This window comes from Neobacillus sp. NPDC093127 (assembly GCF_044754175.1).
In the GTDB taxonomy this organism is placed as follows: Bacteria; Bacillota; Bacilli; order Bacillales; family Cytobacillaceae; genus Neobacillus.
In genome coordinates this window covers 72,604-98,166 of the sequence record NZ_JBIVOP010000007.1, presented here as the reverse complement: position 1 = coordinate 98,166, position 25,563 = coordinate 72,604, and the positions used below count along the sequence as shown (strand labels likewise).

Sequence of the window (25,563 nt, the reverse complement as noted above, 5' to 3'; positions counted from 1 at the left end):
CTAAATTGCTCCCTTTGCCTTTTTGATAAATTCTTTAATCTTTCTAAAATCCTTAACCCCTTCGGTTTCGACTCCTGAACTTACATCCACCATACAAGGTCTAATTGTCTTTATTGCCGCTTCGACATTATCAACATGCAATCCCCCTGCAAGGATTACTTTTTTTTCATTGATTATTGTTGGGTTCACTTCACTCCAAGCAAACGCCGTCCCGTTTCCGCCTCTGTATTTTCCTTTTGGGCCGTCAAGGAGCAGAAACTCACACGGAAATTGATAATAACCCGCTAACGCTTCGTTACTATGAAAGCTAATCGCTTTTATTACTGGCAATGATAAAGATGAACTGAAAACCGCTGTTTCGTCACCGTGTAATTGGATATGGGTCAGACCGGCTATTGCAGCAATCCTTTCAATTTCGTCTTTTGTTTCGTTAACAAAGACACCCACCTTGATCACATCATCCGGCACATAAGAAATAATTTCTTTGGCCTTTTCAGGAGAAACTCTTCGCTTACTTTCCGCAAACACAAACCCAATGGCGTCGGCACCGTACTCGACAGCAGCTGCCGCTGTTTCAACATTCATTACCCCGCAGATTTTGACCTTCATCTTGAAACACCCCCGCTTAATGGCAAGCAAAAATCGCGAAAGGTTTGTTCTACATCTGGGCTCTTCATAAAGGCTTCACCGACCAATATTCCATTAGCCCCTGCATCTCTAACTCGTTTTACATCTTCCTGATGATGAATTCCACTTTCACTAATCAAAAAGGCACCGGAGTTTTTCACCTCTTGAGCTAATTTTTCTGTTACTTCTAACGATACATGAAAGGTTTTCAGGTCGCGATTATTAATGCCAATCAGCTCCGCTCCAATCTTCATCGCCTTCTCCAGCTCTTTCTGATTGTGAACCTCTACTAATATTTCCAATCCTCTGCCTTTAGCATATTGATACAATTCACTTAATCTCATTTCGTCCAATGCTGCGGCAATTAATAGAATTAAATCAGCTCCATGTATTGCTGCCTGATTAATTTGCAGCGGATCAATAATAAAATCTTTGCAAAGAAGCGGCAGTTCCACAGCCTCACGGACCGTCTTTAAATCGGCAAAAGATCCTTTAAAAAAAGTTTGATCTGTTAATACAGATATCGCACTTGCGCCAAACTTTTCGTAAGCTGCCGCTTGCTCACCTGGATTCATTTTGTTATTGATGATTCCTTTTGACGGTGATGCCCGTTTGAATTCGGCCATAATCGCTAATTCCCCAGCTGTTTGCAGCTTTTTTATTAAAGAACGTCTCTCATAGTGCTGTTCCGGGCTGAAATTCTTGTTTTCACGAAGAAAATTGACTTCTTGCTTTTTTTGTTCAAGGATCTGCTCAAGTATTGTTCCCACTTAGATCGCCTCCCTTTGCACCGCTTGGGATTTTTCAATTAGGGAGATTAGCTTTTCATACGCTGCCCCTGAATCAATGATGTCCTTAGCTGTTTGAATCCCATCATTAATCGTGTCTGCCTTGCCAGCAGTGAAAATTCCGATACCTGCATTTAGGAGTACGGTATCCAGGTAAGCTCCTTTTTTTCCTTTTAAAACGTTCATCAATATTTCGGCATTATCCTTAGCATCGCCGCCCTTAATACAGCTATTTTCATATTGCGGCAGGCCAGCCTCTTCGGGATAGAAGGAATGATTAGTAATCGTTCCATTGTCCAAAATGGTAAGATGGTTTTCGCCCTGCAGTGATGCTTCATCCATAAAGCCTGCACCATTGATGACCGTTGCCCGCTTACGTCCCAATTGTTTTAACACTTCTGCAAACACATGGATTAAATCCCTCCGATAAACCCCAAGCAGCTGGTAATCTAATTCAATTGGGTTTGTCAGCGGCCCGATAAAATTAAAAATGGTTGGTATTTTAAGTTGTTTACGAACGGTCATTACCTTTTTAAGTTTTGGATGAACATGTGGTGCAAATAGAAAGGCGATTCCGATATCCTCGAGAATTTCTTCCGTACATTCAGCCGGTAAATTTAGATTTATCCCCAAATGTTCAAGGACATCGGCACTTCCCGTTTTACTGGAGATGCTTCGATTTCCATGCTTGGCAACTGGGACGCCGGCTCCTGCAATGACAAAAGCGGAAGTAGTGCTGACATTAAAACTTGATGAACCATCTCCCCCGGTTCCGCAATTATCAAGAACATTCGGGAAATTTCTCTTAAATGGCAGCGTATTTGCCTGCAATGCCCGAACAATACCGACAATTTCGTCGACTGTTTCCCCCTTTGATTTCAAGCCCATTAAAAAGGCGGCTATTTCCGACTCAGAGACCTCTTCCCCCAAAATAAAATCAATCGCATCCTTCATTTGATTTTCAGAAAATGACTTTTGCTCAGCTAACTGGAGTAAATAATTCTTCATCTGCTTCCTTCCTTTCTATCGCTTGTAAAAAATTTTTAAGTATTTGTTTTCCTGACGGAGTCCCAATCGATTCAGGATGGAACTGGAGCCCAAAGACAGGATATAGATTATGCTGAATGGCCATCACTTCTTGGTCGTCGATTGAATGAGCAATACATTCAATCTCTGCAGGGATTGTACTTTTTTCAATTGCCAATGAATGATACCGCATGACCTCTAATGGTGACGCCAAATCATTAAATAGTTTGCTGTCCTTATGAATGATAAAGGAGGTTTTGCCATGCCTAATATTCTGGGCCCTTCTAATCTCGGAGCCAAAAGCAGCACCAATGGCCTGATGGCCAAGACAAATTCCTAAAATCGGAAATCGCCGGTAAAAGGTCTTAATCAATTCAATGCATATTCCCGCATCCTCGGGTTTTCCTGGACCCGGCGACAGGATAATTGCTGTTGGATTCAGACTTTCTATTTCATCCAGCGTAAGCTGATTATTACGATAAACAACTACTTCCTCCCCTAATTCCCCTAAATACTGGTATAAGTTAAATGTAAAAGAATCAAAGTTATCAATTAATAAAATCATCCTTGGGTCCCTCCAAAAAGCCTTTTAACTTGCTTACGGTTTCCTCATACTCAGACTCGGGATTGGAGTCAAAAACAATTCCCGCCCCTGCTTGAATATAGGCAATTCCTTCTTTCAGAATCATCGTTCGAATTGCCAAGGCAAAATCCATGTTTCCGTTTACCGATAAGTAACCTATTGCCCCAGAATAAAGCCCGCGTTTTGACTTTTCTAAGGAATTGATAATTTCCATTGCTCTCACCTTTGGGGCACCCGAAACGGTACCGGCAGGAAGGCAGGCAGCAAGTGCATCAATCGCTGTTTTTTCAGGCTGAAGACAGCCGCATATTTCTGAGACAAGATGGATGACGTGGCGGAACTTTTCTACTGCCATGTACTTCTCAACCTGTACGGAACCAAATTCACAAACCTTGCCAAGGTCGTTTCTGCCAAGATCAACCAGCATCTTATGCTCGGCAAGCTCCTTTTCGTCCTGTAATAATTCCTTTTCGAGCTGAAAATCTTCCTCGGCGTTTTTTCCTCTTTTCTTTGTACCAGCGATTGGATTAGAGATTACGGTTTTTCCTCTTGTTTTGATTAAACTTTCAGGCGATGAACCGATTACGGTATAGGATTCGAAATCGATATAAAACATATATGGTGTAGGATTATGGGATCGATGCTTTCGGTAAAGCGATAAAGCAGAACCTTGGAATACTGATTTCATCCTCCTTGAAAGCACAACCTGGAAAATATCACCTGCGACGATATGGGCCTTTGCTGCTGCAACATTTTGAATATACGCCTCCTTTGTCGTTTCTGAGCTAAATCCTACAAGCGAAAAAGGTTCCTCTTCAGGAAAATCGTATGGTCGTTTCAGCTCAGCCACCCGTTGGTTCACTCTGTTTTCAATACTTTCCTGATTACTTTCTTTTACAAGCGGAAGACCAAAAATCAATACCTTTTCCTCAAGATGGTCATAAACAATGATTTCCTCATAAAACATTAAGTGGACATCAGGCATATTTAGTCTGTTAGGGTACTCTTCCCCGATGATTTCGTACTGTCTGATGATGTCATAGCCTGCATACCCGATTGCTCCACCAATAAAGGGAATCGCTATTTCGTCGCTCTCTATTATCGGCAAAAGGTTTTTTACAATTTCTAAAGGATTTCCTGTTAACGTCTTTTTTTCACCATTTCGATTGATAATTTCGTTAACATCCCCATACGAAATTAGTTCAAACGCTGGATCTGCTCCAATAAAGGAGTAGCGGCCAGAATCATTAAATTTATGAGAACTTTCCAATAAAAACTTCTTTTGTCCGGTGATTTTTTGTAAAATCGAAATGGGCGTATGAATATCTCCACGAATTTCTTTTTTTATAAAACCAGTTTTAACAGTCATTTCTTTACTCCTTTCAAAATAAAATAAAAAAAAATCGTCCTCTATATGCATAACAAGCGTTATGCATATAGAGGACGATTCTGGAATCGTGGTGCCACCTCAGTTTGAAGCAATAATAAATTGCTTCCTCAATTTCAGATACAGAGTCTTCGCTCGATATCCTATCCTTTTAACGGTGGAACTCCGTGTATCCCTACTTTTGTTCAAGGTACCTCTCACAAGTCCATTCCACAAATCCTTTCTTATCGGGCTCTCACCTCCCCCGACTCTCTGCAAAGAAATAAATATGTGTACTCCTCTTGTTCAACAATTTGCATTATTTAGTTTGATATTGTTTTCAATGTTATTAAATTTGGCGGCAACTGTCAAGAGATATTTTTTAGAATTTTCAAAAACGGTTATCCCCTTAGCTGCCATTAAAAGGATTCACGTCCCTAAGGTTTTTTTATATCGAATAAAGCCATATTAACAGTACAAATAAAATGAAGGCGGGATAGAGAGAAAAAATGGAACATATTGAGCAATTATCGAAAAGCCCACCTGCAGCAAAAAAGAAAAAGACTAAAGCAGGAAATAAACGTTCGGATGAGATCTCAAAGCAAAAGTGGGCAATTCTATCACTATCATCGATTCCATTAGTCATGACATTGGGAAATTCTATGTTGATTCCTATTTTACCTTCCATGGAAAAGAAATTAGATATTTCATCGTTACAAACTAGTATGATTATTACGGTTTATTCAGTTGTCGCGATTTTTTTAATCCCAATTGCCGGCTATTTATCAGACCATATCGGCAGGAAAAAGGTCATCATCCCAAGCCTCATCATTGCAGGAATTGGCGGACTTATTTCCGGCGGGGCTGCCTGGAAATTGGATAATGCTTATTGGGTAATCTTAGCGGGCCGAGCACTACAGGGAGTCGGCGCTGCCGGGGCATTTCCAATTGTGCTTCCATTAGTAGGGGATATGTTTAAAAATGAGGATGACGTTAGTGTTTGTTTGGGACTTATCGAAACATCTAATACGTTTGGAAAGGTCTTAAGCCCCATTTTCGGGGCATTTCTGGCGGGATTTATTTGGTTTTTACCTTTTCTTTCTTTTCCGGTCTTTTGTGCTGTTTCTGTTGTGATGATGATTTTTCTAGTTAAATCTCCAAAAAGTGCTCAAAAACCAGTTCCCTTTAGGGATTTCTTTAATGGTGTTAAAAAGACCTTTAGCGAGAAGGGTCGTTGGCTTTATGCCATCTTTTTTATTGGCGGCATCCTCATGCTCGTTCTATTCGGAATTCTGTTTTACCTTTCGGAAATCTTCGAAAAAGAATATGGAATAAAGGATATTAAAAAAGGTTTCTTTCTAGCGTTACCGCTTGGAGCACTTTGCCTTTCATCATTTATTGGCGGAAAGATCATTAAAAAAAATAAAGTATTAATGAAATGGTTAACGTTTGGCGGCATCCTGGCTGCGGCTCTTTCCATTGGGGCCTTATGGTTTTCCATTAAGTTATGGTATATGATCACAATGTTTTTAATCAGTGGTATCGGGATTGGTATTGGGCTTCCTTGTCTTGATACACTCATTACAGATGGGGTAGAAAAGAAGGAACGCGGAACCATCACATCGTTTTATGCATCCATGAGGTTTATCGGTGTCGCAGCAGGTCCTCCGATTATTGCAGTGCTAATGAAATTTTCAAATCAGTGGATTTTTATCGTCATGAGCAGTCTCAGCATCCTGGCAGCTATTGTCGCTCTATTTGCGATTAAACCAAAGGCAAAGGGCTAACACAACTAAATGCGGCCCTACCCTATTTTCCTGCTTCACGGTCGCTTTGATTTTTCTAGGTACATACTGGCTGCCCCTTAAAAAGCTAATTTTTATCTACCACATTCTTTAGTTTTATAGTATAATGATTATTGGATTAATTAGGTATTGCGGGTGTGGTTTAATGGTAGAATTTCAGCTTCCCAAGCTGACGGCGGGGGTTCGATTCCCCTCACCCGCTCTTTATTAAACTTGGAGAAGTACCCAAGTGGTTATAAGGGGGCGCACTCGAAATGCGCTAGGGCGGGCGACCGTCGCGTGAGTTCGAATCTCATCTTCTCCTTCATCCAATTAAAAAATAAAAAACGCCAGAGCTTTCTGGCGTTTTTTAGTATGGACTTAACCACTCGGGGTCCCTGTTTACACAAATATGACATTTCTCTTTTCCCTTCTTAAAGGAAGCATACACATGTCCGCAATCCTGGCATTTTTTTGTAAAAAAACTCTCAACCGTCACACTTTTTTCCTTTATTTCAGGCCTTATCCGGATGGCCTCTTCCGGACAAATATCTGTGCAGGCAGTACAATTCACACATTTTTCATGTTGAATCTGCAAAACAGAATCTTCTAAACGAAACACTTTTTGCTGGCAAAAGGAAAAACAAGCCTGGCAGAGTGTACATTTATTTTTATCCATTTCTACTGAGTAAAATTGAAGCTCTTGATAATACCTTGTAAGATTCCATTCATCTTCTTCCATCTGCCACGAAACAGGAGCCAAACTTCTAGCTAATTGTTTCCCCTCTTTTTGCAGTGAGGAAAACAAGGCTCTCCGCGATAGCTTCTCCTCCTTACTATTTCGCACAACTTCAATCGGTTTTTCACCTAAGAGCTTCAATATTCGATTTGTTTCATTTAGTGCAAAACCCCATTGTTCATTTAGTGGAATATCGGTTATCTGTATAGTGTTCATTCCTCTTTTTTTATAAATCAGCAATTCCTTTTCCGTTGGTGTATAGGCCTCACTAAAAATGAGACTGGTATGATCAAATTTTCTTGTACCCGGTAAGCCTTTCATTGTTGACAATGGACAGGCAATAATACAATCTCCACAGGAATTGCAGCGCTGTGAATCAATTACCACTGTTCTTTCATTGAATGAAATTGCTTCCAATTTACATGCCTGCGCACAAACAATGCAGGTGGACCTATAGTTTCTCTGCCTTGAACATTTTTCCGTTATTTTCACATCGGCATGCAGACTTTCTAACCAATTTAGAATCAAAGACATAGAATCACCTAGAAAATTCACTCGCAGCGCCGCTAAACACTTGGCGCTGCAACTGATTATTTTTTAAGAACTGGACAATTTCGCATCTTTATGGGGTGTAATGACAATATTGGGATGGGTAATTGAATTGCTTGGCATCCCTTTAATTTGGCTGACACTCCCATATTTTTCCCTCAGCTTTTCTACCGGTCCAAATTCAATTGCCCTCATTGGGCAGGTTGCTACACACACTGGTTCCTCGCCTTTTTCTTGAAGGTCGATACAAAAATCACATTTATTCGATTTAAACTTCTGTTTATTATATTGCGGGGCACCGTAAGGACATGCCTTAACGCAAAGCTGCGCTCCGGCACAAATTTCTTGATCAATGGTCACTACCCCATTTTCTTTATTCTTTATGATTGCTCCGGTTGGGCAGCTGGGAATACATCTTGGTTTTGTACAATGATTGCAGGCAATGGTGAAATAGAAAGCTTTTATGTTATTCACAAAACCGCTTGATGGCTGCTGGATAAAGGTACCTTCTTCATAGGTGTAAACCCGGCGAAAATTCAAACCGACGTCAAGATTATTTTTATCCTTACATGATACACTACAGGCTTTACAGCCAGTGCAAAGACTTTGATTCATATAAAATCCTAACTGTGCCAACTTCCTCACTCCTTAGCTTTTTTCACTTCAACAAGGTTTGTTAGTTGTGGAGTCGCTTTTGCAAGAGGTGTTGGCCGCTGTGATGTCAGCACATTCACCGAACCCCGTTGATCCTGTCCATCCGTATCTGGGGTATACCAGGCACCTTGGGGGATCCCCGCTACACCTGGAGTGATTCTTGGTGTCACCTTTACATCAATCAATAAACTGCCTCGCTCATTAAACACCTGCACACGGTCACCATTTTTTATTCCGCGCTTGTCTGCATCTTTAGGATTCAACCACATTTCTTGCTTTGCAGCTTCCTCCAGCCATTCTTGATTGTCATAGGTGGAATGACATCTCCGCTTATAATGCCAGCTGATAAGCTGTAATGGATATTGCGCCTTTAATGGGTCCTCTGGACCTTCCCACGATGATATATATTTGGCGATTGCTGGAATTTCGTCATGTTGATTCATATCCCACAAAGTCTTTGAAAATAATTCAATTTTTCCGGAAGGGGTTTCAAATCGGTTTTTCTCAAAGTCGTCAATTTGCTCTTTAAAACCTACAAGTGGGGCATCGTATTTAAAATGATGGACCCCCTTTTGACGGAAATCCTCAAAGGTTGGAAAGTTTGCATCCAGTTCTTTCCTTGTCCTCTCCACACTTTCCTTCACCAAGCCGAGGATGGTTCTGCCCTCTGTATACTTTTCTTTTACACCTAATTTATCTGCTACTTCTGCAAAGACATCATATTCATCACGGCATTCATAAAGCGGCTCAATTGTTTTTTCACCAAACACGACGTAATCCCCAAAACACCATGGAATCCCAATATCATAGCGTTCAAAGAACGTCGTTCCCGGTAATAGAATGTCGGCAAACTTAGCACTTGGCGTCATAAAAATATCACTGACAACAATAAATTCTACTTTACTTTCATCCTCAAGAAGTTTTCTTGTCTTATTAATATCCGCATGCTGGTTGATAAGCATATTTCCGGCCATGTTAAAAATTAATTTAATATTCGTATTTAATCGTTCTGTTCCTTCTAGTCCATCAGCTGCAGTCATTTCTGTTCCCATTTCGACTGCTTTTGTCCAAAGGAAACAGGGAATAGACGCTTTTACTGGATTGTCATAGGTAAATGGAAAGACGATATTCGAGCGATTCCAATAGCCAGTACCGGCAGCCCAGCCGCCAAGCTTGCCAACATTTCCTGTGAGGCAGGCTAACTGTGCACCACCGCGCATAATTTGTTCACCGTAGGCATGACGCTGTGGTCCCCAGCCTTGAATCAGAGCTGCGGGTTTTGTGTTTGCATACTCCCGGGCAATTTCGCGGATTTTATTAGCTGGTACCCGGCAAATTTTTTCAGCCCATTCCGGAGTTTTTGGGGTACCATCCTTTTCCCCCAGTAAATAGCTTTTCAACGACTCTACCTTCGCTATTCCATCAGGCATATGCTCACCATCAAAGCCAAGACAGTATTTATCTAGAAATGCTTGATCGTGCAGATTTTCGGTAATAATGACATATCCCATCGCATCCATCATCGCATTATCCGTTGTCGGCAGAATCGGAATCCACTCATCTGCGAATACGATAGCCGTATCTGTATAACGCGGATCAATGACAATTATTCTTGCGCCATTTTTCTTTGCCTGCATTAAATATTCACGGTATGGTGTCGAGAATATCATTTCAGAAGGATTTTGCCCCCACAAAATAATGTATTTGGAGTGTAAAAGCGAATCAAAGCTGCTGCCTGAATTGTTGGTTCCGTACGTAAAGGGTGTTGCTACATTACCTGCACCGGAACTATAGTCATTACGATAATTTAGAAAGCCGCCGGTAAGCGATAATAATTTCCTTACTGAAGCACTGCCGCCATGAAGTCCCCAGCATTGTCCCGAGGCATAGTTATCATACCTGGATTCTGGGCCGTATTTATCACCAATTCGCTTTACTTCAGATGCAATGGTTTCGATCGCCTCATCCCATGAAATCCGTTTAAATTTCCCTTCGCCCCGCTTGCCAACCCGTTTCATTGGGTATTTTAAACGGTCCGGATGGTAAAGCATCCGTCGGTAATTTCTTCCTCTGACACATGCCCTCAATGGCGGGGTAGACAAGTCACCGCTTTCTTGTGAGTCGGTACTGACCCGCACAACCACCCCATCCTTAACATGCGCCTTAATTACACAGCGCCCGCCGCAGTTATTCACGCTGCAGGTAGAAATAATTTTCTCATTGTCTTTCGTACTTACTGCCTTTGCCTCTTTATTCCGTTCAACGAGCATCTTTGTGCCGATTCCTCCAGCAATCACAGGTAAACTGATTGCCCCTGACCATTTCAAAAATGTGCGTCGCTGCATTTTATTGGCTAAAATATTCGTTAATGGATGATTTTCAGACATAATTGTAAACCCTCCCTTACTTCCACTAATGATTCCAGATCAAAGCTCAAAAAATATTTAAGCAGCATCGCTGCTCCCAAATATAATTGACTACTTGTATTTTCAATAACTTTTTCACAAAAGTATGGGATCCAAATCCCTAAATGTTCTTCTAGGAAGCTAATCTGGGTCGCAAGCAGTTTCTCTATCCTGTCGTCCTTCGTTTCTTGCAAACATAAATCAGAAAGGTAGATCATAAATTCCAGTTCAAGTAGCAGGTGGTCATCAGGCTCATTATTTTCTTTGCAATATTGGAGACCAAATTGATGGTATACTTTCCTAATTTGATAGGTCCATTCTTCAAACAAGAGTTTTTCGCTGCTCCTGTAGTATGATTCCCACGGAGGTGCGGCTAAAGGGCCAGGTCCAATGAAGAGCCTTTGGAACTCTTGTTGCTCCCTCTTAATTTGCTCAACATTAAGGTGTTTGAAAAAGCGATCAAGGATTTTTCCGCCGTCATGGAATTCCCTTAATTCTTTGAACGTTTCATCTCTTTTAATTTCAAATAATGAATCTATATTTCCTGGCACTGAAAATAATAAATGTAAAAGTTGATAAAAATTTTTTCTCTCTACCAAATACGGCTGTAATTGAATATGTAATGGGTCTGTCGTCGCAGTCATTTCACCTTCTCCTTCTTGTGAAATATTTCACATGTTTATTTGTTATTTTTTCACCTGCGCTTAATTTCATTATTAATTACAACATAATATTACCGCATTCTCCCATAATTGTTATCGCTTTTGTGCATTTATTCACATTATCTTCAAATTAGGATTGCCAATTTAGCCATAAAGCGATTTAATTAGTTTTAATTTTTCTTGTAACACAAAAAGAGTGTATAATAAGACGATGAAATAATATGTAAAGGATGATCCGTTTGATTATTACTAGCTATTTAGTTGATAAACTAGAAGATCCATTTGGTTTATTATCAGGTGACCGTTATGAGTTTTTCCTTGATCTTGATGTAGATGTCGAAGATGAACTCTATTCTGATAAAGGGGTTGGATTAAAAATAATTTTTGTAAGCGATGAGAAGGGACAAAGACTTTCCCAGTACCATTTTTTTGAAAGGGAAACTGAAAAAGTGTTAGACTTTGCACTTGAAGTGGATGAGGAAGAGTTAGTCCTGCAGTTTTGTAAGGATCATTTGGAAGAATAAAAAAAGCAGGGGACAAATATCCTCCTGCTTTTCCCATACACCTACATAAAATTTTTACTATGATTATGAATCACTTGAAGTTCTTTTGTTGATTCACTCATTTCGCTTTTGCAAATTGGACATAGGGGCACATCGCTGCTTTTAAAATTGTCACGAATCCAGCATTTACAATTCTCTGAATTACATACCCAAATTTTAGTTTCTTCTAGTTTGATTTCTTCATCATTTTTTCTGCCAAACGCCAAAACTTATCACCCCTTGTACTTAGTTATGACTGTTTTTAAACACTCCGTTTGTTAGCTATGACGCTATTTTTCTAGCAAACTCATAACTATATATAGATAAAAAGGTAATGCTTATCCATGTGCATCACCTTTCTAATCCAAGAAAAAAATTGTTCACTTAAAGTTAATCTTAATTAAATTAACAAAAAAGACGCACTGGCACGTTTGGGTAATAGCTTCACCCACATTCCCGTGCAGTTACGACTACTTAAACCAATAAATAATTAGCGAACTTTAAAGCCTAACTCTATTTTATCGCAATCCCAGCTTTTAGTCAAATCCATTTCTAAAACTAGGAAATTTTGAAAATATTTTGTATCACGCCAAAATAAAACCGATTCAACCGTTTCGAATCGGCTTATTTTTTTCCTTAGGCTTCTTTCTTTATTTTTGCTGCTGCCTTCTTTCTTGGTGCTGCAGCTTTTTTTGGTTTTGTGCGGTCAATCGATGCCTGTAAAGCGGCCATTAAATCGGTAACATTTGACGGTGCTTCCTTTGTTGCTGCAGTTACTGTTTCTTTTCCATTGCGTCTCGATTCAATCAGTTCAAGCAGTGCTGTCCTATACTCATCAGTATATTTTTCCGGTTCGAACTCCGAAGTCAATTGGTCAATAAGCAGGATAGCCGTGTCCAGTTCTTTCTTGGTCACTTTGTTTTCTGCCGGAACATTGGGTACGTCGCCTGACTTTCGCACTTCGTCTGGATAATGAATGGTTTCCATGACCAAGGTATTTTCATAAACTCGGATGACCGCCAGCTGCTCTTTAGACCGGATAATAATTTTCGCAAGACCCACTTTTTGGGATTCCTGTAATGCTTTACGTAACAAAGAATAGGCCTTACTTCCTCCCTCATTCGGGGACATATAATAGCTTCGGTCAAAATAGATTGGATCAATTTGTTCGATTTTGACGAAATCAATGATTTCCACTGCTTTTTCTTCGTTTTCCTTTTTCAGCTTTTCAAGGTCCTCATGATCAAGGACAACGAATTTTCCTTTCGTATACTCATACGCTTTGACAATGTCATCGGGTTTTACTTCTTCTTCACAAACTGAACAGATTTTCTCATATTTTATCGGGGCATGGCACTTATTATGGAGCGTACGGAGCTTGATATCTTTATCTTCTGTTGCTGTATGGAGCTTAATGGGAATGTTTACAAGCCCAAAGCTGATACTGCCCTTCCACATCGTATGCATAATGTTATTCTCCATTCCTTTTTATTTTTATTTTGCGTCACCTTAACAGGGACATTCCTTAAAACATTTGGAAAAGAATGAAACAGCGCAAAAATAAACAAAATATAGAAAAGGTGGAGATATACTATGATGAAACCGATGCTCCCAAGTCTTACCTTTGATCTTCCCGTTCGGCCAGGTTGGCTGTACGAGGTTAAATACGATGGATTTCGAGCACTCTTAGAGTGGACCGTTGACGGAATAACGTTAACAAGCAGGAACGGAAAGCCGCTGCTCCCTCAATTTCCTGAAATTGAAAAATTTTTACGTAATTATGAGGAGCAATTTAAAGCTTTTTTACCACTTCAGCTTGACGGTGAACTTGTTGCCTTGGAAAACCCTTATAAAGCCAATTTCTCCGCCATTCAGGTTAGGGGTCGTCTAAAGGCAGTGAAAAAAATTTCCGAGCAGTCAGAGAAATCTCCTTGCCGGCTTATGGCCTTTGATTTGTTGATGCTCAAAGGGAAACCACTGCTAAATCAGCCCTACCATAAACGAAAAGATCAGTTAATCAACTTATTTCAACAACTTGACCTAGATTTAGATTCTAATCCCTATAATCGCCAAATACTTCAACTTGTGTATCCCTATGAGGATTTTAATGATCTATGGGAAAAAGTGGTGTTATATGATGGCGAAGGAATCATTGCCAAATCTAGAACTAGCCTTTGGGAGGAAGGAAAACGGACTTTACAATGGTTGAAATATAAAAATTGGAAATATGTAAGCTGTTTTATCACTTCATTTGATAAAACAAACGGCTACTTTTATGTAAGCGTGTATAAAAAAAATAACATTCATGTTGTTGGACAAGTACTGTTCGGATTTAAACCGGAAGAAAAACAAGCCTTACAGCAAACGATTAAACAAAATACGATTCGTGAAGAGGGACAATTAATTTATGTAAATCCGGCTATCTGCCTTGAAGTGAAATATTTAGAGCTCTTCGATAATCAACTCCGAGAGCCGCATTTCGACCATTTCCGCTTCGATTTGGAACCAGCCGCATGTACATATGAACAATTTATAATTCAACAAAAAAATTTACCGGCTGATTTAGCTATCACCCATCCTAATAAACCGCTTTGGGAAAAACATCATATCCAAAAGATTGATTATATTTATTATTTGCGGGAAGTTTCTCCCTTTATGCTGCCGTTTTTAGAAAATCGCCTGCTGACTGTGATTCGTTACCCCCACGGGATGTTCGGAGAGGCATTTTATCAAAAAAACTGTCCGGATTATGCACCGGAATTTATTCGAACTCAATCCGTTGACGGAATTGATTATATTTTATGCAATAATTTGAAAACCCTTGTTTGGCTGGGAAATCAATTAGCGATTGAATTCCACGTTCCCTTTCAAACCATACACAGCAAGGGGCCAAGTGAAATTGTCTTTGATTTAGACCCGCCTTCTAAGGATGCCTTCCATTTAGCTGTTAAGGCGGCATTATTGATAAAAGAAGTGCTTGACCACCTAAATTTGATTGGCTTTATTAAGACCTCGGGCAATAAGGGCCTGCAAGTTTATCTGCCATTGCCGGAAGGAAAATTCTCTTACGACGATACAAGACTGTTTACAAGCTTTATGGCTGAGTATTTAATCGCACAAGACCCTGATTCCTTTACGATCGAAAGAATGAAAAAAAAGCGCGGGAACAGACTTTATGTTGATTATGTCCAGCATGGAGAAGGGAAAACGATTGTTGCCCCCTATTCAATGCGGGGAAATGAAGCAGCGGGAGTTGCTACACCACTTTATTGGGAGGAAGTAGATGAAAAACTTAGTCCTGTCACCTTTAATATGGAAAACGCATTAAAGCGGCTGGAAAAAAACGGAGATCCATTTCGAGACTATTTCCAAACAAAACAAATTCAGCCATTTGCAGCAGTCCATGAGATTCTAAAGAAGGGAAAAAAAGGATAAGGTGCGCCTTATCCTTTTAACATCTCTGATATTATTTGCTGTGCCTCTGATTGCAGTTTTTCATATATTTGTTGCTCTGTTAATTCTCTTTTATTGGAAATTTCAACTAATTCACGCTCAAGATTTACCTCAACCGCTGCTTCGTAAAGATAGGTAGCATTTCCGATAAGGTCAATATTGTACTCCCCGGCGATTTTATGAACCACACATTGGACTTTTCCGCCATTATTATAAACCGTGATCGGCTGTTCAAATGGATTTATTTCTTGTAAGCAGGTAACAAGGGAGGAAGCTGACATGGCTGTACCGCAGGCATTCGTAAAGCCAACACCCCGTTCAAATGTTCGTACATATATCGCCCCATGGTCTAATTGCTTAACAAAACTAACATTTACACCGTCAGGAAATAATTCGTTGGGGCCATTTACTTTTTCACTAAGCTGTTTTTGGATATCACCTTGAAGCTGTTCCGTCTCTACTACCGCAATTAAATGCGGGTTAGGCACAGCCACCGCTGTAAATCTTAGCTCCGCAGATAACTCCTTAATTCTCTCGTTGTAAAGTGTTGGCTGTTGTAAATTTAAAGGCAAAGCCTTTAATTCAAACTGCACAGGCGAAATTTCCACTTGATATGTGTGGACATCTGGAAAGAGGTCCATTTGTTTACTAACCTTTAAGTCTGCCTTCATGGTTTCAATGACAGCTTCACTGCGCCCATACAATTCACAAATATATCTTGCAACCAGACGGAGCCCATTTCCACACATCGAAGCCTCCGAACCATCCGCGTTAAATACGCGCATTCTTGCATCGGCATGACCGCTATTCATGACAAAAAGAATCCCGTCTGCCCCTAATTCTGTTTCACGATCGCATAACAAGCGGGCAAGTTCTGCCCGATTATTTTCCTTGAAAGTATACGCATTCGAAATTTCATCAATTAACAGAAAATCATTCCCAGACCCATGACCTTTTATTACCTTGATTTGCATGATTTGACCCCCAGATGAGATGTTCATTTTGTTATTATCATATCAAACATTAATCTTGAGGGGAACTATACAAAACTTTACCTTTCGATAAAGTATTCATTTATTAAAAATGACATTCTCAAAAGCTTCTCTTTGTCCGATAAAGTTCCCAAAAACGAGAGTACAGGTGTATTGGGTTCTGGGAAATAAGTGCTCCACTCCACCGGCATCCATCCTCTGCGAAGCCGCAAAACGGGCTGATTCCTCGAATGAATTACCCTCTCATCCATAAATACAGACGATCCTTCTACTACGCCAATAGATTTTCCAGCCGCGTCGAGCAATTGTTTTTTATTTTTTCGCCACGTAAGCTTCCTTTTTTCAAAGCAGCCTAAATAGCGCCTTTCTTGGTCGAAGGCTCCAATCTTGATATTGCTTTTCCCTTTCACCTCAAAAAAACCAATGGCTTCATCCTGTGGATTGTAAAGGGCATACATTTTCGAAGGCCGTATACGACTTAAACCCTTTCGACGGTACCTCTTTATCCTTCCTGCCAACTCACCATTTGTAAAGTAAAACTGTAAACTGGGCGAGTGGGTATTTAGGGAACATAGTAGAAGATGCCGGGCTGCAAATAAAGAATCATTACCGCTTTTATTTCTAGTATGAACCATATTTCTAGCAATTAATATCGACTGCTTCATCCTAAAAAGATAGAAATGAAAGCAAATAAAACTATAAATTAGAAATGGGATTGTTAATAACATCATTTCTTGATTTTTATAGAAAGAAAGATTTCCAAAGACAATTATAACTGCCGGAACTAGGGCAGCTATACTGCCATTTAAGCTAATATTGGCTGAGTCATCGTAATATTCGTTGATTTTCATCCAGAAAACTCCTTCTCAATTCCTCTTATACTAGTTTATTTACTATAAAGAAAAAAATGATAGAAGATTTTCTAACTGAAATAATTTCGCAAAACGAAAAAGATTAATTACGCCGCAAGCTCTTTTTTCCTAAAAATAAACACACTTAACGATAATAGGATTATTATACAGATTACGGCCAATATGCCGGCTGGTAAGGTTTGGTCCGAAATTCCTTGATTAATAAGGACCTCGTTGGCATAGGTAGTTAACTGCGCCGGGCTCCATTCAAGCCAGTTAGAAAGGGTGCTGCTCACAAGACTTATAACAATTGCAGCTGCAAGCGAAATAAACCCAGCCATTCCCGGACTAACAAGCGATGCACTACAACAAACAGTAATCGTTAAAATAACCGTCAGCCACAGGGCATAAAAGAAATAAGTTTGGAGAAATTGTTCAAATGGAATCCATTCAAATAATAGACCCGTATAATACCAGGTTGCCAGATAACCGATAAAAAAAGAAACCCACATTAATAAAGCACTTCCAGCCCACTTAGCGGTAATAAACGATTGAAAGGACACAGGCTTTACTAAAATCATCGCAGCCACACCGCTTTTTCTTTCAGCGGCAATAATCCCCATCGTTGTTAGGACGATGATTAGGACACCAAGGGTTGTATATTGACCTAAACCACTTATTAACACCTCAGCAGCCGATGGGGTAGGAATTTGTATGACTGCACCCTCTGGGAGCCCGCCAACTGCATCGAGGATTTGCGGCATATAATAGGCGGTTAACGGTTCCTTTACCCCTAATAAAATAAAGGTAATCGGCACCCAAATCCACTTGAAATTTCTCCACATCTCTAATGTTTCTTTTTGTAACAACGTCAGCCATTGGTTCATTTTCCCACCACCTTCATAAACACGTCTTCAAGGGTCATGCTGCTTACTTCAAATTTTTCAAGCGGCCAGTTTTGTTCTGCTATCACTTGCAGGAAGGCTCGTCTTGCAATGGCTATATCCTTCACAAAAATACTAATCCGACTTCCTTCAAGCATCACCGATTGTGTTAATTCATGGTTTTCAAAAAAACTAGCAAATTGTACAGCTTTTCCCCTGAAAAATAAGTCGATTTTAGCCTGCTGGTGTCGTTCACGAAGCTCTGTCATCGTTCCAGATTCAACAATTTTCCCATTATGTAGAAACAGAATTTCGTCACAAACCTCTTCAGCATCACTTAAAATATGTGTCGAGAATAGAATCGTTGTTTCTTTCTTTAAACCTTCAAGAAGATCTAATACTTCCCTCCTGCCAATTGGGTCAAGAGCAGACACCGGCTCATCGAGCATAATCAGCTGTGGCCGATGGATCAGTGCTTGGGCAATGCCTAATCTTTGCTTCATCCCGCCTGAATACTTAGCTGTTTTTCGGTTTTTTGCATCTAAGATTCCAACTAGCTTTAGGAGCTCTAATGATCGATCCTTTGCTTCCTTAGCTGGTAATCCAGCTAATCTGCCTACATAGGATAAAAATTCAAGCCCTGTCATCCAATCGTAAAACACAGGAAACTGCGGGAGGTATCCGATTAAGTCGCGGATATCCTCCCCTTTTTTCGCCTCAGTAAAGGTAATCTTTCCTTCAGTCGGATTCATCAAGCCCGAAAGCATCCTCAGTGTTGTCGTTTTCCCTGCTCCATTTGGCCCCAATAGGGCAATACACTTTCCTTTGTCTAAGCTGAAATCAAGCCCTTTTATCACTTCAGTCCCTTGAAACTGCTTCTTTAAACCGCTTATTTGAATAAGGGACATCAGTTACTTCTCCTTCCAATCACAAAATAAAGGATCGGTCCGATAATATTAATAAACAAAATAATAAGGGCCCATAACCACTTCGGCCCATTGGTTCTTTCAATTCTAACGAGATCAATGATGGCTACGATCAGTAAAACAAGCTGAATAATCAGGATTGGTGCTAAAATAGGCATATAATTTGCTAATTGATCCATGTTCTTTCCCCCTTGGTTTGTTAATCTACTTCATTCATATGACGTTTGAACTATAAAAACGTTCAAACGATAAGGCAAAAAACTTTGCCGGGTTTTTTTGAACATTACTAGTTACGCTTTACTCATATAAAGGTTTCAGTTTTTATGAAAATTCCGTCAATTTATTCACCAGGCTAAGATTAGCTCCTTTTCCTTTGGCACGGAAGTTGATAAAATAGATAAAATACTATTATCAACGTACAGAAAGGTTTTATTATGACAAAAATACTGTTAAAAAACGCTTTTGTTTATCCGATTACCTCCAAACCGTTTAAATACGGTGATGTTCTCATTGAAGAAGGGAAAATTAAAAAAGTAGGAAGAAACATTACGACCGATTTACATGTAAAAATCATTGATTGCGGGGATTTATATCTTTTTCCCGGCTTTATCGATGTTCATACCCATTTAGGTCTTTATGATGAAGGCACCGGCTGGGCCGGAAATGATGCAAACGAAACCTCTGAAGCACTTACGCCCCATATTCGCGCAATTGATGGGGCTTATCCGCTCGATCCTGCCTTCACCGATGCCGTTAAAAGCGGAATCACCACCGTTCATATCATGCCCGGGAGCGCAAATGTTATCGGCGGTACCACTTCTGTCATCAAAACCACAGGTAAAAATATCAAGAAGATGATTGTCCAAGACATAGCAGGATTAAAAATAGCTTTAGGGGAAAATCCAAAAAGAATTCATAGCAATGGCAACAGCGACTCGCTTACACGGATGGGAATCATGGGGATGCTTAGAGAAGCCTTCTATCAAGCGATTCATGCCGATAACCCTGATGACTTAAGAATTACTCCGATTGTGATGGCGCTAAAAAGAGAAATTCCCGTAAGAATTCATGCCCACCGTGCAGATGATATCATTACGGCCATTCGATTAGCCGAGGAATTTAATCTGGATTTACGGATCGAGCATTGTACAGAAGGACATCTTATTGCCAGTGAATTGGCTGGTATGAATCTAAAAGTTTCAGTAGGTCCGACGCTGACGAGAAGATCAAAGGTCGAATTAAAAAATAAGACGTGGAAAACCTATCAGGAGCTGACAAACCACGGCGTCGAAGTTTCGATAACAACTGATCATCCGTATACGCCAATTCAATATTTAAACATTTGTGCAGGCATTGCCGTAAGAGAAGGGCTTTCAGAACAAAAGGCTCTTGAAGGAATTACAATTCTCCCTGCTAGAAATCTAAAAATCGACCAATTGGTTGGAAGTATTGAGGAAGGGAAAGATGCTGATTTAGTCCTTTGGAGTCATCATCCTTTCCATTATTTAGCGAAGCCGAAGTGGACGATGATTGGCGGGGAATTGATTTACTTAGAGGTGTAGAATTTTGTAGAAAAATGATAAAAAATTTTTACAAAAAATCAACAAAAAAACTATTTATTTTTCTCTTTTTTTCTTGTATTATACTCTAAGTGAAACTGTTTTAGACCTAAATACATGGGGGTTTACGAACATACCTATTAGCAAAAAATGATATAGGGAAGGCAAATGGTGCGCCACCAGTTTACTGGTTCTAGTGGGTTCGATTCCCACCCCGAAATTTTTTAGTACCTATATAAAAAATTTCGAGGGTGGTCCGCTTCTTTTGACACGGGATCGGAATGCCCTAATGGAGGGATAATCATGCTGAAGAAACGTGATCTTCATGACAGCCATACATTGTACGAACTATTGACGCACCCTGATGTCTTCCCTTTTGTACGACATAAAGCTGACTCATATGAAGAATTCTTATTTATCACAAAACAAACAATTGAAGCTGAGGAGCACGGTGAATTAATATCACGGACTATTCTAGATGAATGGGGCGCACCAATCGGCACGATTAATTTGTTTGATATTGAAGATAATGCAGGATTTTTAGGGACTTGGCTCGGAAAAGAGTATCACGGCAAGGGCTATAACAGCCCAGCTAAAGAAGCCTTTTTTCAAGAGCTCTTTTACGAAATGGGGATTGAAACTGTTTTTATGCGGATTCGTAAGGTTAATATCCGCTCAATAAGGGCAGCGGAGAAACTGCCATATTGTATTAAAGCAAACGAGACCAAACCATCAATCTATCAGCAATTGAACGCAAATGGCGAAATATATGATTTGTATGAAATTCCGAAAGACTTATACACCTTTCATTTTCTTCGGAATGGCTCGATGCAAACAGATACATCCCACTTGCTGGAGGCATAAAAAGCAATCGGTAAATAACCGATTGCTTTTTTATTTAATCTGTCACATTTTGTTCCATGCTTTCATTTACTTCGCTTAGACCCATTTGGAGCAAAAATTCTTCTAATTCCTCGTCGGTTAATGTTTCAAAGCGGCCATCATGAAAAAAAACTTGGGTTTGATTAGGGTTAATTCTATTGATGTTAAAACTCATTTTCTTTGCTCCCTTCATAGATGATTACTAGCTATTATCCACAAAAGAAACAAATTTCATACAACACTAATTGGGCGTTAACTAGGCACCATCTACGTTTTAAAGGCTTTCCCTAATACATCTATCCCCCCTGTTACGGGGATAATGCTTCCGGTAATAAAGTCAGATTTATCATCTGTTAGGAAGGCAATAACCCTGGCAATATCTTCCCCAGTGCCCTGTCTTCCAACCGGAGCAATTCCCTCTAGCGCAGCAATCGATTCTTCGATGTTTTTTTCCTTCCACTCGTTGATAATATCACCAGGACAAACCATATTTGCGGTTATCCCATGTTCCGCTTCTTCAATTGCCAGTGTCCGGGTTAGTGAGGCCAATCCCGTTTTCGCTGCTGCAAAGGCGGAACGATAAACCCAGCCAGGTGCCGTTTCCACCCGATCATACCCCAGGGTAATAATTCTTCCCCACCGTTGTTTTCGCATTAAAGGGATGATCAACTTCGTCAAATAAAATACAGCACTTAAATTTCCTTGAATTAGGTAATTCCATTCTTCAAAGCTGTAATCTGTCAGTTTTTTTCTTTCATGTATGTATGGACCTGCATTATGTACTAAAATATCCACGGCTGAATAAGCAGAAAGAGTTTCCTTTACAATTCGATTGCAATCATCGTAATTTGCAACATCCCCCTGAACAGTGATGATTTTCGTACCAAAACAATCCGTTAATTGTTTTGCCAAAGAAACTGCTTCTGATTCACTGTTTCGATAATTAATCGCAAGCTGATACCCTTTTTCTGCAAGCTGTATTGCTGTTTGTTTACCAATACCAGAAGCTCCCCCTGTAATCAAAGCCATCTTTTTTCTCACAAACATTACCTCTCTATATTTAGAATTCCTCTCTATACTATATGTTAAAAAGATTCAAATATATATGCAAATAATTAACTTCCAGCCTAAATTAACGGAAACGATGTGAATTGCATACTATGGGATATCACCGATATTAGTTCGAATAAATCCTTCTAAGACCACATTCGGATTTACGTACGCCTGAAAGGATGAATAGGAATGTTCCCTTGGAATATGTTTCCCTTCGGTAAAGATATGAAGGAATCAATGAAAAAAATGAAGCCGGAGGAAATCAACAATTTTGTCCAGGATATCGTTGGAAAAATCATGCCTGGAAATATGCAGGGAATGATGAACCCGCAGGAAATGTTCAACGGCTTTCAAAATACTGCCTCCCAACAGCGGTCTGCTTCAGGGGTGTTAGATTCGTCTGCATTTGAGACACATGATTATGTTTTCGTGAGAATTCCGCTAAAAAACGAAGAATGGATTAAAAAGCTTCGTCTTTATCATACTTCTAATCAGCTTATAATCGAGCACATCCCTGAACATGAAGATTCAAATACCATCACTCTGCCGGCTATTGTCAAAAGGAAAGGAGCAATCGCAAATTATAAAGACGGCATCCTTGAAGTAAAAATTCCTAAAAATATTGATATGCAATATTCGCAGATCGATGTGACGGAAATTTTGTAAATGTGTTTTTTTTTGCATGTTTTTCCTGTTAAAAAATATGATGAATTAACTGCTCTAAAGTAAGGAGTGAATTGATGGAAATCGATAAATTAAAAAAATGGATGGATACAGCACAGCAATACCAATCGGAAAAGTTTTGGAATAATGTATTCGATAGCCAAAATAAAAGTTCACCATCCCTAAACCCAATAAAGACTGTTTCAGAACTTTTTCCGAAATGCGATTTATTTGAAACAGAAAATGAGCTTGTTGTCGAGGCTGAAATTCCGGGAGTATTGAAGGAAAATCTGCATATTTCCATTCAACATCAGCTGCTTACAATCACTGGGGAATATAAAACATTGGTGCAAAATCGAAAGTATTTTATTAAAGAACGGCCCAACCGTAAGTTTACCAAGGAATTAACACTGCCATATCCTGTTAACATTCAAAAAGTAAAATCAGAAATGCGCTATGGCGTATTATCGATTGTCATGCCAATTAACCGAGAAGAAATTGAAGATATCCCAATCACCTTCAATAGGGAATGAAAGACAGCATTTAGGCTGTCTTTTTCACTTAATGATTAATGACCTTTACTTTCATGATGATCATCCATCTCCATATTATCCATCGAATCTTTTGCTTTAGGGTCTTCGGGTTCACTTGGAGTCCCGATAATGAATTCCTTCTTCGGCATATTATGCATATCTCTTGCTGTTACATGAGAAATGATGTAATAGGTTCCTTCTTGTGGGAACGACTTTTCAAGACGATAGATTCCGTTTTTCGCCTGTTTTATTGCTATTTTTTCATGCTTTTCATCCTTGGCCCGCCAAATTTCAAATATCACTGATTCGGCATCGTTCACCATTTCTTTCCCTTGACTTACCTTTGCTTCAAATGAAATCGGTTGATTTACTTTCCCTGTCCCAGGTTTAACCGATAAATCCACATTTATCATTTCAGGTAAAGCATCATTTTGTTTGCTGCAAGACACAGCTGCAATTAGTAGCAGGACCGTAATAAAAACAACTAAAAGCTTCCTCACAATTATTCTCTCCTAACTTAGTTCATCCATTATTTCAACATGAATTTTTATTAATAGTAATTTCGTTTCTGCTGAAACCGAAGCATTGATCACTCTTTTACTAGCAGAAAAATATTTTTCATATGGGCTTTTTCTAACTCTTGGATGTGAGTTTTCATCTAACAACTCTCGTTTAATCGCCTCAATTAATGTTTCTTTGCTGCCTTTTTCCTCTGTAAGCAAAATTCGATTGTTCCAAATCGAGCGGTATTCCGCTAATAAACCATCAAAATTCACTTGATCATTAGCCAAATCCATCCCCCCTTTTTTCCTTCATCTGAATTGTTACATATTTGCTACCGTTATTGCAAAAAATAGATGTAACAATACAAAGGATGTGTATCCTATGTCTACCCCATACAGATGCCCAAACTGCAAAACGAATCGAAGTCGCTTTAATATCGTCCAGCAAGTTTCCCAAGCTGTCAAGCTCGACCCCCACTCTGGTGACATCGTCAGGGAATATCAAGAAAATGAATTAGAACCATTTCACCTTCCATATAACGGACCAGACTATCGTGTTCAATGCGGTGCTTGCGGCTTAATAGAGGATGAACGAACCTTTATCAAATTTGGTGAGCAGCCCCTATAATCCATTAAAAAACACCTTTTCAAAGAGGTGTTTTTTAATGGAGATTATTTTCTTTTAAAAAATCCTGTGAATCCACTTTCCAAGCATCGATAGGTGAAAACCGCACCAGATGTATGTTCCCTTTAAATTTTTGCCCGCCTCTGTTTTCTATGTACCAATCTACTTCAACAGGAACATCCAAGCTGATTTCCTCGGTTAAGTCCTCAGGGGGGAGCATTTCCATCCGGGAAATGCTAATATTTTCAACACTTGCTAAAATGGGCTTCCAATTTATTTTTTGTAAAGAAACTTGTGAAGTAATCCGTTTATCCTGCTGTTTAAAGCCTGTTATATAGGCATTAATCACCTCGTATGGATTCGCTTTCCCCAGATATTCCTCCAATTTTCCAGCTGCTTTCAAAATCATTAGCATATGAGATAAGTCCATTGTGTTTGTCCGATGAGTGGTACTCCCATTGAAATGAATACAAAAATGGCCGGGAAAATTATTTTCTAATGCCCCTGCACCATGCGGCATACCGTGCATCGATGCAGCAATCCATTGCTCTTTATAAATAACGATGATTGCCCGCCGTTTCCAGCTCCATTCACCGCCATATATTTTTTTCATTATTTTCGTATCTTTTTTCGTTAACGGCTGTACATCGGCATGGTTACTTCCTGCTCTTCTTTGGACTTTGAAGCGTTTGCCTGTTTCAACATCGAGGACGGTAAATTTTGTGTATTTCGGTACTATGTGATTAACTTCTTTCCAATCCGGCATTTCAATTTTATAGCTTATATCAGATGCAGCTTGAACGCCCTGTCCATTTAGGAGGAAATGGATTAACACCAAACAACAAGCTAACTTCTTCATTACAGACCCCCTCTTAATGGTTTTTAAGCCACATTAAAAGAGTTACCTGAATATC

Annotated in this window: 29 protein-coding genes, 2 tRNA genes and 1 other annotated feature; of the genes, 10 read left to right on the top strand and 21 right to left on the bottom strand. The window is 39.6% G+C overall.

From position 1 onward, the window contains the following. From ACIQCO_RS11885 to trpE, 5 genes are read right to left on the bottom strand one after another with little or no spacing between them, the layout of a single operon-like run. Positions 1–609: a phosphoribosylanthranilate isomerase gene (locus ACIQCO_RS11885; RefSeq protein WP_400428689.1), complete on the bottom strand. Its 609-nt coding sequence runs from the start codon at positions 607–609 to the stop codon at positions 1–3. Beyond that, entirely contained in the window at positions 606–1,397 is a 792-nt protein-coding gene (gene trpC, locus ACIQCO_RS11880; RefSeq protein ID WP_400428687.1) for an indole-3-glycerol phosphate synthase TrpC, read from the bottom strand. Before trpC ends, ACIQCO_RS11885 begins: the two co-directional genes overlap by 4 nt. Then, positions 1,398–2,423: an anthranilate phosphoribosyltransferase gene (gene trpD / locus ACIQCO_RS11875; RefSeq protein WP_400428685.1), complete on the bottom strand. Its 1,026-nt coding sequence runs from the start codon at positions 2,421–2,423 to the stop codon at positions 1,398–1,400. Continuing rightward, positions 2,395–3,006, bottom strand: coding sequence for an anthranilate synthase component II (locus ACIQCO_RS11870; protein WP_400428684.1), 612 nt, complete (start codon positions 3,004–3,006; stop codon positions 2,395–2,397). The genes trpD and ACIQCO_RS11870 overlap by 29 nt, the downstream gene beginning before the upstream one ends. Continuing rightward, positions 2,990–4,393: an anthranilate synthase component I gene (trpE, locus tag ACIQCO_RS11865; protein ID WP_400428683.1), complete on the bottom strand. Its 1,404-nt coding sequence runs from the start codon at positions 4,391–4,393 to the stop codon at positions 2,990–2,992. Before trpE ends, ACIQCO_RS11870 begins: the two co-directional genes overlap by 17 nt. Positions 4,394–4,460: 67 nt before the next feature. Next, positions 4,461–4,709: a binding site (T-box leader), on the bottom strand. Positions 4,710–4,899: 190 nt separating this feature from the next. Here trpE and bcbE point away from each other — a divergent pair. From bcbE to ACIQCO_RS11850, 3 genes are all read left to right on the top strand, one after another. Then, a complete protein-coding gene (bcbE, locus tag ACIQCO_RS11860) occupies positions 4,900–6,177 on the top strand; it encodes a bacillibactin exporter BcbE (protein WP_400428681.1) in 1,278 nt (425 codons plus the stop codon). 149 nt (positions 6,178–6,326) lie between these two features. Beyond that, positions 6,327–6,397: transfer RNA gene (locus ACIQCO_RS11855), tRNA-Gly, on the top strand. Between the two features lie 13 nt (positions 6,398–6,410). Continuing rightward, positions 6,411–6,499: transfer RNA gene (locus tag ACIQCO_RS11850), tRNA-Ser, on the top strand. Positions 6,500–6,544: 45 nt separating this feature from the next. Here the strand turns inward: ACIQCO_RS11850 and ACIQCO_RS11845 are convergent. From ACIQCO_RS11845 to ACIQCO_RS11830, 4 genes are all read right to left on the bottom strand, one after another. Next, the gene (locus ACIQCO_RS11845) at positions 6,545–7,441 is read right to left on the bottom strand and encodes a 4Fe-4S binding protein (protein WP_400428680.1); all 897 of its coding nucleotides are present in this window, start codon (positions 7,439–7,441) and stop codon (positions 6,545–6,547) included. A 69-nt stretch (positions 7,442–7,510) separates the two neighbouring features. Next, positions 7,511–8,107: a DMSO/selenate family reductase complex B subunit gene (locus ACIQCO_RS11840; protein WP_400428679.1), complete on the bottom strand. Its 597-nt coding sequence runs from the start codon at positions 8,105–8,107 to the stop codon at positions 7,511–7,513. Further along, positions 8,104–10,503, bottom strand: a complete 2,400-nt coding sequence (locus ACIQCO_RS11835; RefSeq protein ID WP_400428678.1) for a DMSO/selenate family reductase complex A subunit — start codon at positions 10,501–10,503, stop codon at positions 8,104–8,106. The genes ACIQCO_RS11840 and ACIQCO_RS11835 overlap by 4 nt, the downstream gene beginning before the upstream one ends. Continuing rightward, the gene (locus ACIQCO_RS11830; RefSeq protein WP_400428676.1) at positions 10,482–11,165 is read right to left on the bottom strand and encodes a TorD/DmsD family molecular chaperone; all 684 of its coding nucleotides are present in this window, start codon (positions 11,163–11,165) and stop codon (positions 10,482–10,484) included. The genes ACIQCO_RS11835 and ACIQCO_RS11830 overlap by 22 nt, the downstream gene beginning before the upstream one ends. 248 nt (positions 11,166–11,413) lie before the next feature. On the opposite strand from ACIQCO_RS11830, the gene ACIQCO_RS11825 reads away from it, so the two are divergent. After that, positions 11,414–11,707, top strand: coding sequence for a DUF6509 family protein (locus tag ACIQCO_RS11825; RefSeq protein ID WP_400428675.1), 294 nt, complete (start codon positions 11,414–11,416; stop codon positions 11,705–11,707). 41 nt (positions 11,708–11,748) lie between these two features. Here ACIQCO_RS11825 and ACIQCO_RS11820 read toward each other — a convergent pair whose 3' ends face one another. Both ACIQCO_RS11820 and ku read right to left on the bottom strand, forming a co-directional pair. Beyond that, the gene (locus tag ACIQCO_RS11820; protein WP_400428673.1) at positions 11,749–11,952 is read right to left on the bottom strand and encodes a cold-shock protein; all 204 of its coding nucleotides are present in this window, start codon (positions 11,950–11,952) and stop codon (positions 11,749–11,751) included. 409 nt (positions 11,953–12,361) lie between these two features. After that, positions 12,362–13,192, bottom strand: a complete 831-nt coding sequence (gene ku, locus ACIQCO_RS11815) for a non-homologous end joining protein Ku (RefSeq protein WP_400428672.1) — start codon at positions 13,190–13,192, stop codon at positions 12,362–12,364. A 129-nt stretch (positions 13,193–13,321) separates the two neighbouring features. On the opposite strand from ku, the gene ACIQCO_RS11810 reads away from it, so the two are divergent. Beyond that, on the top strand, positions 13,322–15,160 hold the full coding sequence (locus ACIQCO_RS11810) for a DNA ligase D (RefSeq protein ID WP_400428899.1): 1,839 nt from the start codon (positions 13,322–13,324) through the stop codon (positions 15,158–15,160). An 8-nt stretch (positions 15,161–15,168) separates the two neighbouring features. Here ACIQCO_RS11810 and dapF read toward each other — a convergent pair whose 3' ends face one another. The 5 genes from dapF to ACIQCO_RS11785 all read right to left on the bottom strand — a co-directional run bounded on the left by dapF (position 15,169) and on the right by ACIQCO_RS11785 (position 19,010). Then, the gene (gene dapF / locus ACIQCO_RS11805) at positions 15,169–16,152 is read right to left on the bottom strand and encodes a diaminopimelate epimerase (protein ID WP_400428670.1); all 984 of its coding nucleotides are present in this window, start codon (positions 16,150–16,152) and stop codon (positions 15,169–15,171) included. 77 nt (positions 16,153–16,229) lie between these two features. Then, on the bottom strand, positions 16,230–17,021 hold the full coding sequence (locus tag ACIQCO_RS11800) for a hypothetical protein (protein ID WP_400428668.1): 792 nt from the start codon (positions 17,019–17,021) through the stop codon (positions 16,230–16,232). A 107-nt stretch (positions 17,022–17,128) separates the two neighbouring features. Next, entirely contained in the window at positions 17,129–17,908 is a 780-nt protein-coding gene (locus tag ACIQCO_RS11795; RefSeq protein WP_400428667.1) for an ABC transporter permease, read from the bottom strand. Beyond that, positions 17,905–18,813 carry an ABC transporter ATP-binding protein gene (locus tag ACIQCO_RS11790; RefSeq protein WP_400428666.1) on the bottom strand — a complete coding sequence of 303 codons (909 nt, stop codon included), beginning with the start codon at positions 18,811–18,813 and terminating at the stop codon, positions 17,905–17,907. The genes ACIQCO_RS11795 and ACIQCO_RS11790 overlap by 4 nt, the downstream gene beginning before the upstream one ends. Further along, positions 18,813–19,010, bottom strand: coding sequence for a PLD nuclease N-terminal domain-containing protein (locus ACIQCO_RS11785; protein ID WP_400428664.1), 198 nt, complete (start codon positions 19,008–19,010; stop codon positions 18,813–18,815). The genes ACIQCO_RS11790 and ACIQCO_RS11785 overlap by 1 nt, the downstream gene beginning before the upstream one ends. Positions 19,011–19,265: 255 nt before the next feature. On the opposite strand from ACIQCO_RS11785, the gene ACIQCO_RS11780 reads away from it, so the two are divergent. Then, a complete protein-coding gene (locus ACIQCO_RS11780; RefSeq protein WP_400428662.1) occupies positions 19,266–20,393 on the top strand; it encodes an amidohydrolase in 1,128 nt (375 codons plus the stop codon). A 300-nt stretch (positions 20,394–20,693) separates the two neighbouring features. Continuing rightward, a complete protein-coding gene (locus ACIQCO_RS11775) occupies positions 20,694–21,254 on the top strand; it encodes a GNAT family N-acetyltransferase (RefSeq protein ID WP_400428660.1) in 561 nt (186 codons plus the stop codon). Between the two features lie 34 nt (positions 21,255–21,288). Here ACIQCO_RS11775 and ACIQCO_RS11770 read toward each other — a convergent pair whose 3' ends face one another. Together ACIQCO_RS11770 and ACIQCO_RS11765 are read right to left on the bottom strand one after the other, a co-directional pair. Next, positions 21,289–21,447, bottom strand: a complete 159-nt coding sequence (locus ACIQCO_RS11770) for a hypothetical protein (protein WP_169803166.1) — start codon at positions 21,445–21,447, stop codon at positions 21,289–21,291. Between the two features lie 92 nt (positions 21,448–21,539). Next, a complete protein-coding gene (locus ACIQCO_RS11765) occupies positions 21,540–22,313 on the bottom strand; it encodes an SDR family oxidoreductase (protein WP_400428658.1) in 774 nt (257 codons plus the stop codon). Between the two features lie 201 nt (positions 22,314–22,514). On the opposite strand from ACIQCO_RS11765, the gene ACIQCO_RS11760 reads away from it, so the two are divergent. Both ACIQCO_RS11760 and ACIQCO_RS11755 read left to right on the top strand, forming a co-directional pair. Continuing rightward, positions 22,515–22,991 (top strand): Hsp20/alpha crystallin family protein, encoded by a 477-nt coding sequence (locus ACIQCO_RS11760; RefSeq protein ID WP_400428656.1) that lies wholly within the window; start codon positions 22,515–22,517, stop codon positions 22,989–22,991. A 74-nt stretch (positions 22,992–23,065) separates the two neighbouring features. Continuing rightward, a complete protein-coding gene (locus ACIQCO_RS11755) occupies positions 23,066–23,521 on the top strand; it encodes an Hsp20/alpha crystallin family protein (protein ID WP_400428655.1) in 456 nt (151 codons plus the stop codon). 35 nt (positions 23,522–23,556) lie between these two features. On the opposite strand, the gene ACIQCO_RS11750 is transcribed toward ACIQCO_RS11755, so the two are convergent. Both ACIQCO_RS11750 and ACIQCO_RS11745 read right to left on the bottom strand, forming a co-directional pair. Further along, positions 23,557–24,021, bottom strand: a complete 465-nt coding sequence (locus ACIQCO_RS11750; protein WP_400428653.1) for a FixH family protein — start codon at positions 24,019–24,021, stop codon at positions 23,557–23,559. Between the two features lie 12 nt (positions 24,022–24,033). Further along, positions 24,034–24,318: a hypothetical protein gene (locus ACIQCO_RS11745; protein WP_400428652.1), complete on the bottom strand. Its 285-nt coding sequence runs from the start codon at positions 24,316–24,318 to the stop codon at positions 24,034–24,036. An 88-nt stretch (positions 24,319–24,406) separates the two neighbouring features. On the opposite strand from ACIQCO_RS11745, the gene ACIQCO_RS11740 reads away from it, so the two are divergent. Further along, complete coding sequence (locus ACIQCO_RS11740; RefSeq protein WP_400428651.1) at positions 24,407–24,652, top strand: DNA alkylation repair protein; 246 nt, start codon at positions 24,407–24,409, stop codon at positions 24,650–24,652. Between the two features lie 34 nt (positions 24,653–24,686). On the opposite strand, the gene ACIQCO_RS11735 is transcribed toward ACIQCO_RS11740, so the two are convergent. Beyond that, positions 24,687–25,508, bottom strand: a complete 822-nt coding sequence (locus ACIQCO_RS11735) for a hypothetical protein (RefSeq protein WP_400428649.1) — start codon at positions 25,506–25,508, stop codon at positions 24,687–24,689. Between the last annotated feature and the right edge of the window lie 55 nt (positions 25,509–25,563).

Bases quoted from the DNA above. Each gene is read 5' to 3' on its own strand.
- ACIQCO_RS11885 (WP_400428689.1), bottom strand. From the start codon at position 609: ATGAAGGTCAAAATCTGCGGGGTAATGAATGTTGAAACAGCGGCAGCT.
- trpD (WP_400428685.1), bottom strand. From the start codon at position 2,423: ATGAAGAATTATTTACTCCAGTTAGCTGAGCAAAAGTCATTTTCTGAA.
- ACIQCO_RS11870 (WP_400428684.1), bottom strand. From the start codon at position 3,006: ATGATTTTATTAATTGATAACTTTGATTCTTTTACATTTAACTTATAC.
- trpE (WP_400428683.1), bottom strand. From the start codon at position 4,393: ATGACTGTTAAAACTGGTTTTATAAAAAAAGAAATTCGTGGAGATATT.
- bcbE (WP_400428681.1), top strand. From the start codon at position 4,900: ATGGAACATATTGAGCAATTATCGAAAAGCCCACCTGCAGCAAAAAAG.
- ACIQCO_RS11835 (WP_400428678.1), bottom strand. From the start codon at position 10,503: ATGTCTGAAAATCATCCATTAACGAATATTTTAGCCAATAAAATGCAG.
- ACIQCO_RS11830 (WP_400428676.1), bottom strand. From the start codon at position 11,165: ATGACTGCGACGACAGACCCATTACATATTCAATTACAGCCGTATTTG.
- ACIQCO_RS11825 (WP_400428675.1), top strand. From the start codon at position 11,414: ATGATCCGTTTGATTATTACTAGCTATTTAGTTGATAAACTAGAAGAT.
- ku (WP_400428672.1), bottom strand. From the start codon at position 13,192: ATGCATACGATGTGGAAGGGCAGTATCAGCTTTGGGCTTGTAAACATT.
- ACIQCO_RS11810 (WP_400428899.1), top strand. From the start codon at position 13,322: ATGAAACCGATGCTCCCAAGTCTTACCTTTGATCTTCCCGTTCGGCCA.
- dapF (WP_400428670.1), bottom strand. From the start codon at position 16,152: ATGCAAATCAAGGTAATAAAAGGTCATGGGTCTGGGAATGATTTTCTG.
- ACIQCO_RS11800 (WP_400428668.1), bottom strand. From the start codon at position 17,021: ATGAAAATCAACGAATATTACGATGACTCAGCCAATATTAGCTTAAAT.
- ACIQCO_RS11795 (WP_400428667.1), bottom strand. From the start codon at position 17,908: ATGAACCAATGGCTGACGTTGTTACAAAAAGAAACATTAGAGATGTGG.
- ACIQCO_RS11790 (WP_400428666.1), bottom strand. From the start codon at position 18,813: ATGTCCCTTATTCAAATAAGCGGTTTAAAGAAGCAGTTTCAAGGGACT.
- ACIQCO_RS11785 (WP_400428664.1), bottom strand. From the start codon at position 19,010: ATGGATCAATTAGCAAATTATATGCCTATTTTAGCACCAATCCTGATT.
- ACIQCO_RS11780 (WP_400428662.1), top strand. From the start codon at position 19,266: ATGACAAAAATACTGTTAAAAAACGCTTTTGTTTATCCGATTACCTCC.
- ACIQCO_RS11775 (WP_400428660.1), top strand. From the start codon at position 20,694: ATGCTGAAGAAACGTGATCTTCATGACAGCCATACATTGTACGAACTA.
- ACIQCO_RS11770 (WP_169803166.1), bottom strand. From the start codon at position 21,447: ATGAGTTTTAACATCAATAGAATTAACCCTAATCAAACCCAAGTTTTT.
- ACIQCO_RS11760 (WP_400428656.1), top strand. From the start codon at position 22,515: ATGTTCCCTTGGAATATGTTTCCCTTCGGTAAAGATATGAAGGAATCA.
- ACIQCO_RS11755 (WP_400428655.1), top strand. From the start codon at position 23,066: ATGGAAATCGATAAATTAAAAAAATGGATGGATACAGCACAGCAATAC.
- ACIQCO_RS11745 (WP_400428652.1), bottom strand. From the start codon at position 24,318: ATGGATTTGGCTAATGATCAAGTGAATTTTGATGGTTTATTAGCGGAA.
- ACIQCO_RS11740 (WP_400428651.1), top strand. From the start codon at position 24,407: ATGTCTACCCCATACAGATGCCCAAACTGCAAAACGAATCGAAGTCGC.
- ACIQCO_RS11735 (WP_400428649.1), bottom strand. From the start codon at position 25,508: ATGAAGAAGTTAGCTTGTTGTTTGGTGTTAATCCATTTCCTCCTAAAT.